The organism is Granulosicoccus antarcticus IMCC3135 (assembly GCF_002215215.1).
Taxonomy (GTDB): domain Bacteria; phylum Pseudomonadota; class Gammaproteobacteria; order Granulosicoccales; family Granulosicoccaceae; genus Granulosicoccus; species Granulosicoccus antarcticus.
Window position 1 is genome coordinate 2552734 of record NZ_CP018632.1, and the last position, 16119, is coordinate 2568852.

Genomic DNA, 16119 nt, shown 5'->3' on the forward strand with positions numbered 1-16119 from the left:
GCCCACCAAATGCAGGCAACTCCACCTGCCTCCTGTTCAAGTGGTTCGAATATACGACAGAGCGATGCGGTTTCGAGCGCTTTGTAGATTCAAGCCCAGAGGCCAGTTGAACTGGCAGGTTGATCTACGGCTATTTTCTCAAGCTTGCAAGATCCATGAGCTCGGCTGCAAGCATGCGCAATGATCGTTCATCCGACAGGCGGTGATCTGCGCGATGCAGCAAGGTCAGGCGTGCATCATCATGCGTGATGGCATCCATCAATCGTATGGATAACTCATAGGGCACATCTTTGTCGCGGGTGCCATGCAACAAGCGGACGGGGCAGGATAATTCAGCCAACGAGGGCTGATCGGGGAGTGCCGGTGAGTTGAACAGGGAAAGTTCCCGGCCACTGTTCAGCAGCGCCTGAGTGATAGGGTGAGGCTTGTCGTAGTCGTTCTCAATCAGCACTACTTTGTTCTGCTGCAGATCCCAGGTCTGGGACGGGCCGAGCCTGGGTGTTATCAGCTCTTGCAGGAAATCCGGAGCCGCCGCCAGTAGCACCAGGCCCTTGACCTTGTCGGGTCTGCGCAGTGCCGCCAGCGTTGCCAGCCAGCCTCCCATCGAGGATCCCACCAGCAGCACAGGGCCCGGCAAGCTGTCCAGAACATTCAGGGTGTCCTCCAGCCAGTCCTGCAGCGTCAGATCCTGTGGTCTGCCATCAGATTCGCCATGTCCGCGATAGTCGAAGCGTGTAAAGGACCATTGTCGAGCCTTGCAGAAATCTGCCAGGAAATTTGCCTTGGTTCCCAGCATGTTGGAATGGAAGCCGCCGCAGAACATCACATTCAGGCGCGCGGATGCATCCTGTTGAGGGTCAGGTTGCAGGGAGAGATGACGGATTGCCACACGTTGCCCCTTTGATCCCTGATAATCTGGAGGGCCGGCGTCCACTGCTATGTTGGTATTCATCAGCGAAGTATAGTGTGTTGATCTGAGTTAGGGATTTATGGAGTTTGTCATGCCTTCAGTCGATTTGCTCGTAATCTGCCTTGTGGATCTGCATCGACCCATTGTCGGGTTCGCCGCTATGTGTTTATCTGAGCACGTGGCATGAGCGTGTTAGAGGTTGATATTGCCCCCGCGTCGTTGACATCTGTCAAGGCGATCTCTTTCGATCTTGATGACACTCTGTGGCATTGTGCGCCAGCCATTGCCAAGGCTGATGCGGCTCTGTTTGACTGGTTTCGAGAGAAGACTCCGAGTATTGTCGCAGTACATAGCCCTGGCAGTCTGCAGGCCTACCAGTCCACAGTACGGCAGGCCAACCCTGACGTCACACGCTGTGTTACGGCCACCAGAATGGTGGGCCTGCGTACGCTTTTACGCGAGTTCGGGTATGCAGAATCACTGGCGGAGGAGGCGTTTGCCGTCTTCTACCGGGCGCGCAGCGAGGTGGAGCTGTACGAGGGGGCGCTGGATATGCTCAAACTACTGAAAAGTCGGTACTTGCTGGCAGCGATTACCAATGGAAATGCGGATCTGGGTCTGATCGGTATTTCAGATTATTTCGATGTGGTTTATGCTGCCAATCTCCAGCTGGCACCCAAGCCAGAACCCGATATGTTTCATCGCTGCCTGACAAAACTGGATCTTCCCGCATCGGCCTTGCTTCACATAGGGGACAACCCTGTGACGGATGTGGTCGGCGGACTGAACGCCAGCGTGCAGACACTGTGGTTCAACCAGTATAATGTGGACTGGCCGGAACATTTACCCCAACCGCACTTTCAGGCGCAAACATTGTCAGATATCGTGACACTGCTCATACGCTAGATTGTCAGTACGGCATCCTGACGATGCTGTTCATGCCCACGTCTGGTAGCGAGCCAACGATTTTCTGCCATCCATCAAATCTGTGACAAGGATCAAAGGTCATCATGAGTCGAACGTTTTATGTGAATGGGGACTTTGTCGCCGAAGAGAATGCCAAGATATCCGTTCTGGATCGAGGCTTTCTATTCGCCGACGCTGTGTACGAAGTATCTACTGTCCTCAAGGGCAAGCTGATCGATAACAAAGCGCATCTGAAGCGTCTGGCAAGATCCATGTCCGAACTGTCTATGGCGCCGCCTTGTTCGGAAGCGGAGATAGAGGCTGCACAGCTTGAACTGATAAAGCTTAATGAGTTGGATGAAGGCCTGTTGTATTTACAGGTATCCAGAGGCGTGGCAGATCGCGACTTTGCTTATCCTGCTAAGTCCAAATCGTCACTGGTCATGTTTACTCAAGTCAAGAATCTCCTGAATTCGCCCATGGCGGAGCAGGGACTGCATGTTATTTCCATACCTGATATGCGCTGGAAACGTCGCGACATCAAAACAGTCGGACTATTGGCGCCTAGTATGGGTAAGCAGGCCGCGCTGGATGCCGGAGTGCACGATGCATGGATGGTAGAAGACGGATTGGTAACTGAAGGCACGTCCAATAATGCTTATATAGTTACAAAAGATCGAAAAATACAGACTCGGCATCTAGGTCATGAGATCCTCAGCGGAATAACACGGCATGCCGTACTCAAATTTGCTGCTGAGGCAGGTTACACAATCGTAGAGGAGCCTTTCACCATCGAGGCAGCGCGGCAGGCAAGTGAAGCCTTCATTACCAGTGCTTCCACCTTTGTCATGCCTGTCGTCAATATCGATGGCGTAGAGCTGGGTGATGGCAAGCCGGGTCCTGTGAGTAAACAATTGCGACTGATCTATATCAAAGCAGCGTTAGAGCATCAAGACCTGTAGAGTTCTTTCTGTCACTGTAGGGATCAGGAGTACATGGAGTCCTTTTGTATGCGTCCGCGTTTCTTGAATTCGCTGGTTATAGCTATCGCTGGCATTTTGCTAAGCGCCTGCGGTTCCGGAGGATCGTCCGGCAATCCGGTGGTGGACACTGATCCTGTCGTTCTGGATGAGCCTGTGCAGACAGTTTCGCCCGTTTTTTCGGGATCACTTGAAACTGAGGGTGCGCAGAGTTTTCGTCTGAATGAAGATGCAGTATTGCGTGGGCTTTTCTACAAGTCGAGTGACAGCCCGGATACGTCAGCAAGTATCAAGTCCTTGCCTCAGCACGGCTTGCTGACTCTGGAGCCTGGTGGTGAAGTATTTGTCTACACGCCAGAGGCTGATTTCTGGGGCGAGGACGGCTTTGTTTACGAAACATCCGGTGGCGTCAGGCTAACGGTGAGTTTCGAGGTAATGGCAGTCAACGATGTGCCCGTAATATCAGCTGAATTGCCTCGGGTTGCTGCCCAGGGGCAGCGATTCACACATCAGCTGATTGCCTATGACAGCGATGGCGATGAGCTGAGCTTTTTTGCTACCGGTTTGCCATCATGGCTTTCTCTGGACTCAGCCACTGGTGTTCTCTCTGGTTTGCCGACGCAGGCGGACATCGGGTTCTCGAATGGGATCACACTGACGGTTACCGACAGTAGTGGCTTGAGTGCCGAGTTGCAAAAGGTCACCTTTGAGGTTATCGATGTCAACGATGCTCCGACACTGAATCTGACTCAGTTACCTGCAGAGCTAAAGGCCCGTGAGGTCATTTCCGTGCGGCTTTATCCGGATGATGCGGACGGTGAGCCTGTAACGCTGGATGTTGAAGAAAACGACTTCATAACGGGGGAGGCCAAAGGGGGCACTGTGACGCTCACTGCCAGTGACGTCAATGAGGTCATGGATGTGAATATCGTGATCAGGGCAACTGATGACAGAGGACGCATTTCCAGAGAAATCGTACCCTTCACGATCTATCCTCTGACAGCCTCCGGGCGAGGTCTGACGCTCGCTGGCATCAAGGATGGGCGTGCGGTGCATGTCGTCATACTGGGCGATGGTTATACGATCGATCAGCAGAATCTGTTTCGCGAACATGCCGACACGCTGATAGAAAACCTGCGTGAAGACGCTGGTATCGTTGCGCATTTTGATGCGTTGAGTTTTCACACCATTTATACCGAGTCGAAGTCAACTAACGCGGATGACAGTGACCTGGTTGATGCTCGTGATACCTACTATGACAGTGCCTATGGCTGTGGCTCTATTCAACGGCTTATCTGCGCTAATAATCTTACTTTGCTGCAGACAGCAATTGAAGAGTATCCCGATTTTGATCAGGTAATCCTGCTAGTCAACGACGTTCGATTTGGTGGAAGCGGCAACAGTGGTAGCAGTACCGCCATAACCTCTGCGTATTTCCCCGAAATTGCATTGCATGAAATGGGGCACAGTCAAGCTAATCTGGCCGATGAATATATCGATAATCTGATTGTGGAAACGGCGGGTTTGCCAGCGTTTGTTGAAGGCAATTTTGCCAATGTGACGGCAATTTCAGATCCTGAACTGGTGCCTTGGGCACACTGGATTGACCCGGCAGAGCCGTTGCCGCAAATGGACGGCGACCAGGGCGTTGGTATATTTGAAGGCGGACTCTATCGTGACAAGGGGATTTATCGTGCGACTTATGACAGTCGCATGCGTAATTACAACGCAGAGTTCGGACCGGTCAACAGTGAACGCTGGATCTTGAGTCTTTACGAAGATACCGATGGCGGAATCCATGGGTTCCTGCCGGTGACTCGTTCTGTCAAGCTTGCAAGTGGTGAGTCTCAGACGTTTGTGGTCAGTCCGATATTCGAGCAGAATGTACAGAAGGTCGAATGGGTGCTGGATGGAGAAATTCTGGAGCCAGGGCTTGACCCTAACAGTCTGACCCTGACGCCAGCCACAGGCCGCCATGTATTGAGTCTTACCGTGAGTGACATCAGTGGTGCCATTCGCAAACCTGCGCCTCATCCGGGCGTGTTCAGCTGGACCTGGGTCGTGGAGGTCCAATGATGCGTCAATGGACATTGTTGGTACTTTTCATGGGTATGTCTTTGTGTGGTGCTGCCCATGCTGATCTCAAGGTACTGCTCACATTCGACAGTTCGGGTGTCAAGGTCAATCGAGTGGTGGAAATTGCAGACTCTGGGGAAAATTACCTTGCCTCGTTGGCAGAATTGGCGGATGCCGCTCCAGTAAACATGGTTATCATGAAATGGCTTGGTGCGGACGGACAACCATTGGCGATTACACGGATAGCTGATCCCCGTGTGGCTAGTTCGCCTGAGCATATGAATCCATCGGTACGATCCAGAGTCGGATTGAACGGAGGGGCCTGGGTATGCGATGGACCCGATGGCACAGAGTCAATTATTATCGATTTTCCAGAGAATGCTGCTCTGGGGTTGGTAGCAGAAACGTGGCCCGTGTCTCTTCATTAGGGCGAATAGGGAATTAGACTGCGCTGAACCGTCACAATATTCCAAATATTGAGGGCGCCCTTTTCGGCTATTATGGCCGTTCGTCCCAAATAGGGCCATCTGCCTACCCGATGGCGCCCATGTACAGCTTATGTCGGAACCAGAATCAGATCGCAAAGATCCGGACGCAGAGTCCATGTTCGACTTCCTCGCGGAAGAGGGCGCAGAGAAGCAACGTCGAAAAAAGCGTTCAGAAGCCGCGACTGAAAGGCCTCTGCCTATCATCCGCAGACCTGTGCCGGTGTCTCAATCCGGTCCGCTATTGCCTCCAAAGCCAGGTGCACCGGTAGCACCACCGCCTGAACTGACCAGTGGCTCCAGCACTACGTCTGATACAGACGATCTGGATTTTCTGGACGATATGCCCGCGCGCAGGCCGGTCGCCAAGACGCGTAAACCCAGAGCTCCGGAATCTGATTCGGACAGCAATATTACGCGCCTGGACTCGCGCAGCAAACGAACAAGAACTGAGGCTGATCCGACTGCGGTAACTCGTCGGGTCTCCAAACCCGCTCGATTCAATGAGAGTGATGACTTCGACGACATCCAACTGAATCTGGATGACAGTCCAGAATTTGGCAGAGGCCGAGGGGTTGGCCGAACCGTTGTCGAACCGGATGATTTTGACGAAGAAACAAGACCCGGGCGAGGACGTTGGCTGGCTCTCGCACTGGTGCTGATTGCGGCTGGTGCCGGGTCGTTTGCCTTCACCAACTCCCCTGAACTGCGCGCTTTGCTGACCGGTTTCGGCCTGCCGGATGGTTCATCCTCTGGAACTGACGATGTAATCGTCAGCACAGACGATACCGTTTCGCCGGACGATAACAGGGTGGTTTCCGAACCTTCTGAAATGATGCAACGGTTCAGTGAGCAGTTGAGTCTGGTCGAAGGCTTGATTGACAATGGTGATCTGGATGATGCCGAGCAGGCATTGTCCTCCATGGATAGAACGGTCTATGGATACGGCGCTAGAGAATTTGGAGAGCTTGAAAACCGAATCGAACAAGTGAGATCCGGAGTCGTTGAGCCGGCAGTCAACGAGACCAGTGCTGATGATCAGCTTGCGGAAGCAGAGGCTGCACGACTCGCTGGTGAACGGGCGGCGCAAGCTGAACGTGAGCGGCTTGTCGCCGCAGAGCAAGCCTCCAGAGATGCCGCCGAAAGAGCGAGGATTGCAGAACAGACCAGAGTGGCAGAACAAGCCAGAGCAGAACAGGCTAGAGCAGAACAGGCTAGAGCAGAACAGGCTAGAGCAGAACAAGCCAGAGCAGAACAAGCCAGAGCAGAACAAGCCAGAGCAGAACAAGCCAGAGCGGAACAGGCTAGAGCGGAACAGGCCGCACTTGATGAGCAAGCTCGTATTGACGCGGAGCAGCAGGCTCAGGCTGAGCAAGCAGAAGAAGCGCGGATTGCTGCGGCGGAACAATCCGTCAGGCAAGAGCAGTCCAGCACGGCGGCGACTCAGGTGGAGCAGGCTGCTGCTGCTGCCCGACAGGAAGCGGCACGCCTGGAACAATTACGCCAGGAGCAGCAAGCGGCTCAGATTGCCAGAACATCCGATTGGCCAGCTCCAGATAGAGATCGGCAGGCTACGGATAGAAGAATTGCCGAAGAGCGTGCAGCATTACAGCGTCAAGAGGCTCGTGAACAGCGTCTGGTAGAGGCCAGAGAGCGGGAAGCAGCTCTTGCTGCTCAGGCAGAGAGTGCTGTCCAGACAGAGAGTGAGGAGTCGACGGAGGCATATGTTGATATTCCACCCGTGGTCGATGCTCGCGAGGAGCAGACAAGCAAAGCCATTGATGATGATGAGCTACAGATCGTGTATCGTCGGTTCATTGAATTGCAGCGAGCTATCAGCGGTCGCGATATCAATGCGGTCGTAGGTCTGACCGAGCGCTCAGGAGTACGAGTGCAGCAGTTCATGCAGATTTTCGAAAACAGTACTCAGATAGATGCCCGTATTCGTAACGTTTCAACAAACAATGCGACTGGCGAAATCAAGGGTACTTTGCAGATCAACAGAATCCAGCGCGCTAATGGTACGTTTGTAGAGCCACCTTCGGCTTTGTCATCCATACCTTTGTCGAGTACGCGGGAAGGTGATGGCTGGTCGGCCATCGTCTGGTAAACAGATAACAGTCCGAGATATTTACTATGCAGTTCTTGATTCGACAGCGGATGCTGACGAGCGCAGTGGTTGCCTTGCAATTGTTCATGCAAGTCATGCTGGTGATGCCTTCATCCTCCTGGGCACAAACTCTGGACACGGATCCACCGCGGATCGATTTCAAGCCGGTGGTGGAGGGCTTGAAAGGTGATAGCCAGGTTTTTTCCGCAACGGTCAGTGATGACCAGGAAGTGTCAGCTGTCATGTTGCACTATCGTCTCGATAATGAGTCGGTGTATCAGAATCGCACGATGTCGCCAATTGGTTCGACGGGTATTTTTTCAACCACGTTGAAGGTCGACAAAACCGTCGAAGTCATTCAGTACTATATCGAAGCGACTGACAAGGCAGGTAATCGCACATTGCAGGGGTTCGCATTCGATCCAATCGAACGCAAGCTGCTTGATCGTCAGGTGCCAGCGGCACAAACGACGGACGTTGTACCTGAGCCAGGAATGTCTACCGGACGCAAGATTCTGTATGGCGTGCTAGGACTGGTCGTTGTCGGCGCAATTGCTTCGGCTGCCGGTGGAAGTGATAGCGGTGGAAGTAGTGCCCCGGACGTGCCCGTAACCATTACCGTGAGCCCTTTGCCATGATTTGCCTCGACTCGGTGTCAACAGGTCAGTCAAACTCGTACCTGAAGGGAGCTTTGCGTTCGCTGGGCGTGCTTGCCTCAGTGGCTCTTCTGAGCGCTTGTAATCAGTCAGATGATAGCGGGAAGGTGGATGTAGTCGATGGGCAGGCCAGCATGGCCTTCAGCGCACCGGTATTTCTACAGACGCGCAATATTGATCGAAGTAATCTGGTGCTCGAGGTGGCTTTTAATGGCGTAGCGTTCCCGGCAGCTTTTCCTGGTGAAGGCGAAGAATATGTTCTGGAGGCGACTCGTCCAGCCAATTCATCCACTGAGGTGAGCGTCACGTGGTCAGAAGACATTGGTGAGTTGCGCCTGCCTCTGGCAACTGCAACAAAAACACTGTTAGTCGGATCCGAGTCCAGTCCTGCTTCACTGGGATTTGCCAGTGAAGAGTTCAAGCGTGATGAGTTTGATCTGGATGAGGATGGCTATTCGAACTACTTCGAACGGCAATCAGGTGATGGAACTGCCTTCAATGACGACACAGTGCCTGAGAATCCTCCAGGAATAGTCACCCTGAACGTCGAGTTTCAGATGCCGCAAGGTGTTGCTAACGCTTCCGCCGACATCCGTGCTCTGATCAATGCCAAGGCGGAAGTCAATGGCATCTCTCTGGAACTCACCCGTGATAGTGATCGTGATCTTTGGCGTGGCGCAACACAGGTGGCACAGAGTACGTCGCCGCTGATTACGATCGGTTTTTTCTCAACGCCTGAGCGTTCTATCCAGATTGCCTTCAGGCAACGCAGTGTGGAGGATGTGGGAAGTGGTGTGACATCCATCTTCGAGGCAAATATTTATGAGACAGAGCAGTATCAGGATGATGCTGATGGAATCAGCAATATTGATGAGATTGCCAACGGAACCGATCCGAGAGATACCAGCGATCCGGCACCGGATAGCGATAATGATGGCGTGATCGATGTCAGTGACAATTGCCCGGCGATCGCCAATCCTGATCAGGCAGACAGCGACCGTGACGGTACAGGCGACTTGTGCGACGACAGTAATGGTCTGGATCCGGATAACGACGGGATCAATTCTGCTGAAGATAACTGCCCGTCTGTAACGAACGCTGATCAGGCTGACGTTGACAGTGATGGAGTGGGCGATGCCTGTGACAATACCAATGGTCTGGATGCCGATGGTGACGGTATCAACAATGCTGATGATAATTGCCGGAACGCGGCCAATCCTGATCAAAACGATTCGGATGGTGATGGTTTTGGTGATGCCTGCGATCAGTCAGATGGAAACGATGTAGACGATGATGGCGTGGAAAACGGTGTCGATAACTGCCCTGTTGATGCGAATTCGAATCAGGCCGATAGTGATGGTGATGGCGTAGGTAATGTCTGTGACGATACCAATGGTCTCGATACAGATGGTGACGGCATCGAGAATGATGACGACAATTGTCCCGCTGTCGCCAATTCGAATCAGGCCGATAGTGATGGTGATGGTGTCGGTAACGTGTGTGACGATACCAATGGTCTCGATATGGACGATGATGGTATTGACAATGATGACGACAACTGTCCCGTTGATGCCAATGCGAATCAGGCCGATGACGATGGTGATGGTGTCGGTAACGTGTGTGACGATACCAATGGTCTCGATACTGACGAAGATGGCATCGAGAATGATGACGACAACTGTCCCGTTGATGCCAATGCGAATCAGGCCGATGACGATGGTGATGGTGTCGGTAACGTTTGTGACGATACTGATGATTCGGCTCCGGATGTAGATGGTGATGGAGTCGACGATGCCGATGATAATTGCCCGAGTGTGGCCAATGCCGATCAGAGCGATGAAGATGAAGACGGCGTGGGTGATGTCTGTGACGTGCCTGATGGCTCGACTGATGGAAGCACAACGGGCTCAGGCACCGGCACTGATTCGGGAACAGCCGGTGCGACCGATGGAACCACGGGTACCGAGACAGGGGCTGACACGACAACAGCCGGTGCGACCGATGGAACCACGGGTACTGAGACAGGGGCTGATACAACAACAGCCGGTGCGACCGATGGAACCACGGGTACTGAGACAGGGGCTGACACGACAACAGCCGGTGCGACCGATGGAACCACGGGTACCGAGACAGGGGCTGATACGACAACAGCCGGTGCTACTGATGGTACGGACACGACGACAACGGCAGGTAATACCGATAGTGGAACAGCGACTGCCGGAGATGATAGTGGACTGGCGGATGCGGGCAATACCAGCGCTGGCGCGACGGACGGTAGTGTGACTGGCGGAGCGACTGATGGTGGTGCTTCTGATGCCGGAACGACGGGTGGCGACACCGCCATGACGGGTACGACGACAGCCAGAGCATTTATAAGTGGTGTGGTTTTCCCACTTACAGCCTGAGTGCTGCGGAAAGCAAGTACCTTGCAGTTGGTAGGCAAACTGCATTTTTTACTCCCGGTTTCGTATTCTGAGTGACCGCTCTCGGTATGAATCCGCCGCAATTGTCATCCTTACGACATGCGAAGCCTAGTTATTATCCCGATTTTCATAGCCTGCCTGGCCACCGGATTGTTTGCAGCCGGAGTGGACGTCAGCCAGTTGCTGCCCGAGCGAATACAGTCCGTCTGCTGTAGCGCCGGTGTGTCAGATGATGACAATACCTCGAACGATCTACAGGGAATCCTGAGCGGCACGAGTATCGAATTGTTGCTCGATATCGAGCCTTATGAAGATGCCGGCTATGGTTTCAGCATGGCGATACCGGCGGGGTGGCGCAGAATTGTCACCGCGGAGGTGTCGGATGCCGTTGATTCTCAGACCGAGGTAATTGCAAGTATGCAGGCCGCGGAAGCGGGCTTTGATTCCCTATGGCTGGAGCCTGGCTACGCTGTCGGGTTCGAATCAGCACAGCAGCATGCTGACGATCAATTTGCAGATTATATTCTGGTAGAAATACTACCAGGCGATGCATCCGGTCTGTTTGCCGCTGATGCGAGCCGTCGCAAGCGGGTGGTTATTGATGGACGGCCTGCCTCATATGATCGCTTGGAGATCAAGCAAGCCAGCTCCGGCCTGACAGATGTGGATCTTGTCATCTATCAGGCCGAACTGTCCGGGGTGGGCTATACCGTGGGTTTGTATTCCATCGGCGAGCGTGGCAGTGAGAAGATCATGGCCATCGCGTTTGAAGTCATGCTGCAAACATTCCGGATTGATAATCCCCCGTTTTCAATCAGCTAAGTCTCTATTGCGCGTGAGGGTATCCAGCTGGCCATTGTGCTGGCGTTGGTCGGTGATTGGGGATGGCAGATCCTGGAATCTCATCAGCGAAAGGAATACCCGTCATGTCATCATTGAATAGCACGTCGTCATAAGGTGTGGTTCTTTGATACACACGAATGTAATCGATCATGAACTCGCCAGGAAATGGCGTTGTCTCATCCGGATCGCCAGCCCACCATCCGCCCATCGCGGTATTGGCAATGACATACATCGTCTGCTGTGAAACCTTGGGATCAACGACACGGTGTACTTCTATACCGTCCACGTAATAGATGATTGTTCCCGGTTTCCATTCCACTCCGAAGGTGTGGAAGTCCTCGGAGTAGTCGACTCCCGGAGTCGGCTGTGATTTCGTTGAGCGTAGCTCGCCATTCTCATCGTAGTAATGATAGGTGTGGTAAACCACATCCTGATCATGACCAATGAATTCCATGATATCGATTTCCGGGTCATCACCGCCTTGGCCATAATAGGCGTTGAGCAACCAGAATGCTGGCCAATAGCCTCTGCCGAAAGTGACTTTGGCCCGTGTTTCCGCATAGCCGTAGATGAATTGCAATGCGTCATAGCTGGTAATTACGCCTGAGAGGTAGGGTTGGCCTTTCGCTTTTTCTGAAAGTTCGCTTGGCGTTTTTATGGAGTTGATGGTCAGGTGTTCACCATCGAATGTAAACGGATTGAATCCGAAATCCGGTTTGTTGTTGATGTCGACATAAAACTGTACTTCACCGTTGATGATGATTTGGTCTCCCCAGAGAAGTGCAGTATTCCATTTACTGGTATCCAGAGTACTGCCGGTGAATTCATCTGAGAATATCAGCTGGTAGTCGTTCAGGAGGTCTGCTTTCGCTGTGGCACGTGATGAGTCGACTCGGCCAGCGGATCGTACTTTGACGGTCAGTCCGGTTGCGTTGTACCAGTAGATTTTCTTGGTCTCGTCGAACGACTGAATCTCATAGTAGTAGTTCTGATCGTAGAGATCGGTTTCCACGTAGCTGTTTTCCCAGACTGTGGTGACATACTTTCCTTCGAGGTAGACGTTATAACCAAGTGCTCCAGGCTCTACCTCCCAACTGACCTGAATACTGTCGTCAACTATTTTTCCAATGAAGCCTGCCGTGGTGTGTGAAGAAAAGTTGTTCTCCGCCTCGGCTTTCGACTGCTCGGTTTCACCAGAATCAGCCGGATCGATGGCAACTATGCTGTCAGTGCTATCTTGTTCGGCAGTGTCGTCTGAGGATTCCTCAGCAACATCTGTTTCCGGAGCGCTGTCGTCCGTTGTTTCCGCATCCTGGGTATTGTCGTCCGTGGATGCCTCCGTGTCAGTGGCTGCGCTGTCGCTGTCATCTACATCGGTTTCCGCTAGGTCTGTATCGCCATTATCGGTTGGTGAACTCTGTGAATCCGCCACGCCCGTTTCAGGTGTTTCGGTTGACTCCGGAGAGTTGTCGGCTGTGTCGAGCTCAGCTTCGCTATCGGCTCCAGCGTCTGAGCCGGTGTTGCCATCTGTATCCGAATCACTGTTTGCCACCACTTCGTCCGGACTGTCATCCGGCTCACTTTCCTGTTCTTCATCAGGCTCGCTTGTCGGTTGTGGCACAGGCGTAAATGGATTAACCACGATCGGGGTCGGTTCGGGGGTTGCTGCAGCCACGTCGGGGATTTCCACGACAGTAGGGTTAGCCTGAGCAACGACAACACTTTGGGGCTGGCTCAAAGAATCGGAACCATCGTTAGTTTGGCTCGTAGGACTAGAGGGGGTAGCGCTTGAGGTTTGGGTGTCAGAATCTGCAGTTTCGCTACCTGAGAATGGCGATTCGCTACAGGCCGTCAGACTTCCCAGAATTGCAATGTGAACGGCGAATACCGACGCACGACGCCACATCGGGGTCGTGTGTGTCTGTTTCGAATTGTTCATAAGTTGTTACCAGAATGCCATCGCAGGCGTTGAAAGATGCACATCCTTTGCATGGTTCGCGAGATGAATCCGAATGTGCTGAGAGCTGAATAAAAAACCCTTGCTCATGTATCGGATAGGGGAACAGGTGCTTGATTCGGCAAAGCAATTATTGGACTTGGTTCCGTTTGCCTGACTGGCATGTTTACTGAATTGTGATGGGGTGTACTCGATTTCTGGAAATTTCCATGCGGCTCTATTTAGTGAAATCCGCTGTTGCGCTCGTTTTGTATTCCTCGATGAGCATATCGGCTGCTGATGGCTCATCGAATGAGACAGTTGGCAGTAACGTTGTAACCATTGGTGGTCAGCGATATGTACGGGCGAATGAGCAGGCCAGCGCAGCAGGCGGCGGCATCTCCAGTCGTATCATTCTGGATGGCAAACTGTACCTGTTGGATGATGGCAAGCTGGACCCCGCCACGGTTTTCAGGGAAACCACTAACGGGTCTTTGGCTGCCTCTGCAAAAAACATCAAAGCCCCGGTAATTGCTTCTGAGGGGGCAAAGAAGGCAGCTTCGAGCGAGCAACAGTCCCGCTCACAGGCCTTTGATGAGCAAAGACGACGGGATGCCCGTGCTACATCTTTGCAGATTGCCGTGGAACGACAACGAGTGAGCCGCCTGCGAGCTGAATTGTATAAAGATCAACAAGTGATCGATGTCGAAGCACTCAACATTGAAAAAGCAAGGCTGGAACAGATGTCTGCCAGTAGGGCCATGGCAGCACTCAAGGCGGCCAATGAGCTGGATGTTGAAAATGCTCGTACCGAGCAGTCTGTATCAATCGTGCAAGTATTGCCAACTGAGACGACAGACACCGATCATTCACTGATACCCACTTTAAGTGCGGCCTCTCCGCTCACTGAAACTGCCCATCACAAGCCACTCGCCCCGATCGAAGGGGGGCAAAAATTCAGATACCTGGAAGTATTGCTGGTGAACTATGACGTCGGTGGCAATGGCGTATTGCTGGAGGCCAGTGGTTCTGGTGGGTCACGAGTCAACTTCTTTGGCAAGTTAGGTGTTACTGACGAGTATCAGGAAATACTGGTGGGTGGTGGTTATTATCTGAAACCTGCAAGAGTTGATCGACTGACCTTGGCTCTGTTAGCTGGTATCGAGTATGGAAGCTTTGAACTCGTCGATAAACAGTCACCCAGTGTCGCGATCGATTTCAGTGATTCAGGTTTCTATCTGGCGGCCATGTCGCGACTGATGCTCACCAGGCGATTCGAAATCAATGCCGGTGTCGGCTACAGCAGTTTTTTCGAAGGTGATGCCTTGTTATTCGGAGGTGCGAATTACCAGATCGGCCGGAAACTGGACCTGCTTACCCGGTTTGAACTTGGCGATAACGACTTGCTCGGTATCGGCTTGCGTTACTACTATTGATAAAGGAATCAGAGATGAACAAGCATCAAACGGCTTTATCAACATCAGCGGCTATCTGTCTGGTAGCACTGTTGCTATCAGGTTGTGGGGAGAGTGACCTTCTGAGTCTGCAGGAGCAGGAGCTGGAGGCGGCACGGTTGGAATCCGGTGAGCTAGCCGCTGATCCTGCAAATCCTGATGTGGAAAATGGTAGTCAGGAAGATGTGAGTAATCCTCACATGGAGCTGAGTGACTATGAACTGGTTTTTGCGGACGATTTTCGTGATGACTCACTGGATCCGAGCAAGTGGAATACGACCTTGAGCTGGGGGCCGGATTTGCTCATCCATGATCAGTTGCAGTATTACGTTGATAGTCAGACGAATCCGGGTTTTGGCTACGATCCATTTTCCTTCGACGGTGAGCAGTTAAGCATTCTGGCCAGTGAAACACCTGAGAGTCTGCGAGCAAGTGCTAACGAGCAGCCGTGGTTATCAGGAGTATTGACTACTGCTGGCAAGTTCGACTTCCAGTATGGTTATGTGGAAGCGCGTATGCAGGTTCCGCAGGGGCAGGGAGTCTGGCCTGCTTTCTGGATGCTGGGGTCAGACTACACTGACGTAAAGCCGGAGCTCTATGTGATGGAGTTCGATGGTTCCAGGGCTGAGAGTATCTTCCTCAACTACCGTTACGAAGACGAGAGCGGCCAGATCAACGACACCCTCAGATGGGAGGAGTCATTTGTAGCAGCAGCGACCGGTTTTCATCAGTATGGCGTTGCCTGGAGTCCCGGGGAGCTGCTGTTCTATATAGACAGGCAACCGCGTTACCGGATTATTGGTGAGAGGGTTGCCAGTCAGGATATGTATCTGATTCTGAATCTGGCAATGGGCGGTGTCTGGCCGGGGCCAGTGGGCCAGACTACGGGTTCACCAGTGGCGCTGGTGATCGATTATGTCAGGGCCTATCAACTGAAAGAGTAGGGCGCTCGCTCTCATCCCAGTTCCAGCACGACAAAGGCGGCAACGGTGTCGCCTTCGTCGCTCAGGCTAACCCAGAAACCTGTAATGCCCCTCTGTTCGCAGAGCTGCTGCGCGGTGCCGCTCACTCGCAGCAGGGGTTTGCCCAACTTGTCGTGTTGCACATAGAAATCTTTGAGCAATACACCCTCTCGCTCTCCAGTGCCCAGTGCCTTGACAGCCGCCTCCTTGACAGCGAAGCGCTTGGCAAGGAAACGTTCCGGTGCTGCATGTTTCAGATACTGCGGTATTTCTGATTCGTGAAGAAAGCGACGGGCAAAACGTAGTCCAAAGCGTCGATGCACTCTGGCAATGCGACTGACGGTTGCCAGATCTACACCAATACCAGCGATCATGTGA

The 16119-nt window shown here is 52.8% G+C and carries 13 protein-coding genes; 10 read left to right on the plus strand and 3 right to left on the minus strand.

All coding sequences use genetic code 11. The features are described 5' to 3' along the window. Positions 1–130: 130 nt before the first annotated feature. Positions 131–952 (minus strand): alpha/beta fold hydrolase, encoded by an 822-nt coding sequence (locus IMCC3135_RS11180; protein ID WP_205738004.1) that lies wholly within the window; start codon positions 950–952, stop codon positions 131–133. Positions 953–1093: 141 nt separating this feature from the next. On the opposite strand from IMCC3135_RS11180, the gene IMCC3135_RS11185 reads away from it, so the two are divergent. The 8 genes from IMCC3135_RS11185 to IMCC3135_RS11220 all read left to right on the plus strand — a co-directional run bounded on the left by IMCC3135_RS11185 (position 1094) and on the right by IMCC3135_RS11220 (position 11368). After that, positions 1094–1816, plus strand: a complete 723-nt coding sequence (locus IMCC3135_RS11185) for an HAD family hydrolase (protein WP_088917673.1) — start codon at positions 1094–1096, stop codon at positions 1814–1816. A gap of 104 nt (positions 1817–1920) precedes the next feature. Further along, a complete protein-coding gene (locus IMCC3135_RS11190) occupies positions 1921–2778 on the plus strand; it encodes a D-amino-acid transaminase (protein ID WP_088917674.1) in 858 nt (285 codons plus the stop codon). Positions 2779–2826: 48 nt separating this feature from the next. Continuing rightward, positions 2827–4872 (plus strand): M64 family metallopeptidase, encoded by a 2046-nt coding sequence (locus IMCC3135_RS11195; RefSeq protein ID WP_169727445.1) that lies wholly within the window; start codon positions 2827–2829, stop codon positions 4870–4872. Continuing rightward, on the plus strand, positions 4869–5300 hold the full coding sequence (locus IMCC3135_RS11200) for a hypothetical protein (protein WP_088917676.1): 432 nt from the start codon (positions 4869–4871) through the stop codon (positions 5298–5300). Before IMCC3135_RS11195 ends, IMCC3135_RS11200 begins: the two co-directional genes overlap by 4 nt. 130 nt (positions 5301–5430) lie before the next feature. Continuing rightward, complete coding sequence (locus tag IMCC3135_RS34020; protein WP_157735915.1) at positions 5431–7467, plus strand: hypothetical protein; 2037 nt, start codon at positions 5431–5433, stop codon at positions 7465–7467. Between the two features lie 26 nt (positions 7468–7493). Continuing rightward, a complete protein-coding gene (locus IMCC3135_RS11210) occupies positions 7494–8105 on the plus strand; it encodes a hypothetical protein (protein WP_157735916.1) in 612 nt (203 codons plus the stop codon). Next, the gene (locus IMCC3135_RS34705) at positions 8102–10528 is read left to right on the plus strand and encodes a thrombospondin type 3 repeat-containing protein (RefSeq protein ID WP_088917678.1); all 2427 of its coding nucleotides are present in this window, start codon (positions 8102–8104) and stop codon (positions 10526–10528) included. The genes IMCC3135_RS11210 and IMCC3135_RS34705 overlap by 4 nt, the downstream gene beginning before the upstream one ends. Before the next feature lie 117 nt (positions 10529–10645). After that, a complete protein-coding gene (locus tag IMCC3135_RS11220) occupies positions 10646–11368 on the plus strand; it encodes a hypothetical protein (protein WP_088917679.1) in 723 nt (240 codons plus the stop codon). 4 nt (positions 11369–11372) lie between these two features. On the opposite strand, the gene IMCC3135_RS11225 is transcribed toward IMCC3135_RS11220, so the two are convergent. After that, complete coding sequence (locus tag IMCC3135_RS11225; RefSeq protein ID WP_088917680.1) at positions 11373–13328, minus strand: glycoside hydrolase family 16 protein; 1956 nt, start codon at positions 13326–13328, stop codon at positions 11373–11375. A gap of 278 nt (positions 13329–13606) precedes the next feature. Here IMCC3135_RS11225 and IMCC3135_RS11230 point away from each other — a divergent pair, with 278 nt between their 5' ends. Further along, on the plus strand, positions 13607–14761 hold the full coding sequence (locus IMCC3135_RS11230; protein WP_088917681.1) for a hypothetical protein: 1155 nt from the start codon (positions 13607–13609) through the stop codon (positions 14759–14761). 14 nt (positions 14762–14775) lie between these two features. Next, entirely contained in the window at positions 14776–15723 is a 948-nt protein-coding gene (locus IMCC3135_RS11235; RefSeq protein WP_088917682.1) for a glycoside hydrolase family 16 protein, read from the plus strand. A gap of 11 nt (positions 15724–15734) precedes the next feature. Here the strand turns inward: IMCC3135_RS11235 and acpS are convergent, their stop codons facing one another. Further along, on the minus strand, positions 15735–16115 hold the full coding sequence (acpS, locus tag IMCC3135_RS11240) for a holo-ACP synthase (protein ID WP_088917683.1): 381 nt from the start codon (positions 16113–16115) through the stop codon (positions 15735–15737). Between the last annotated feature and the right edge of the window lie 4 nt (positions 16116–16119).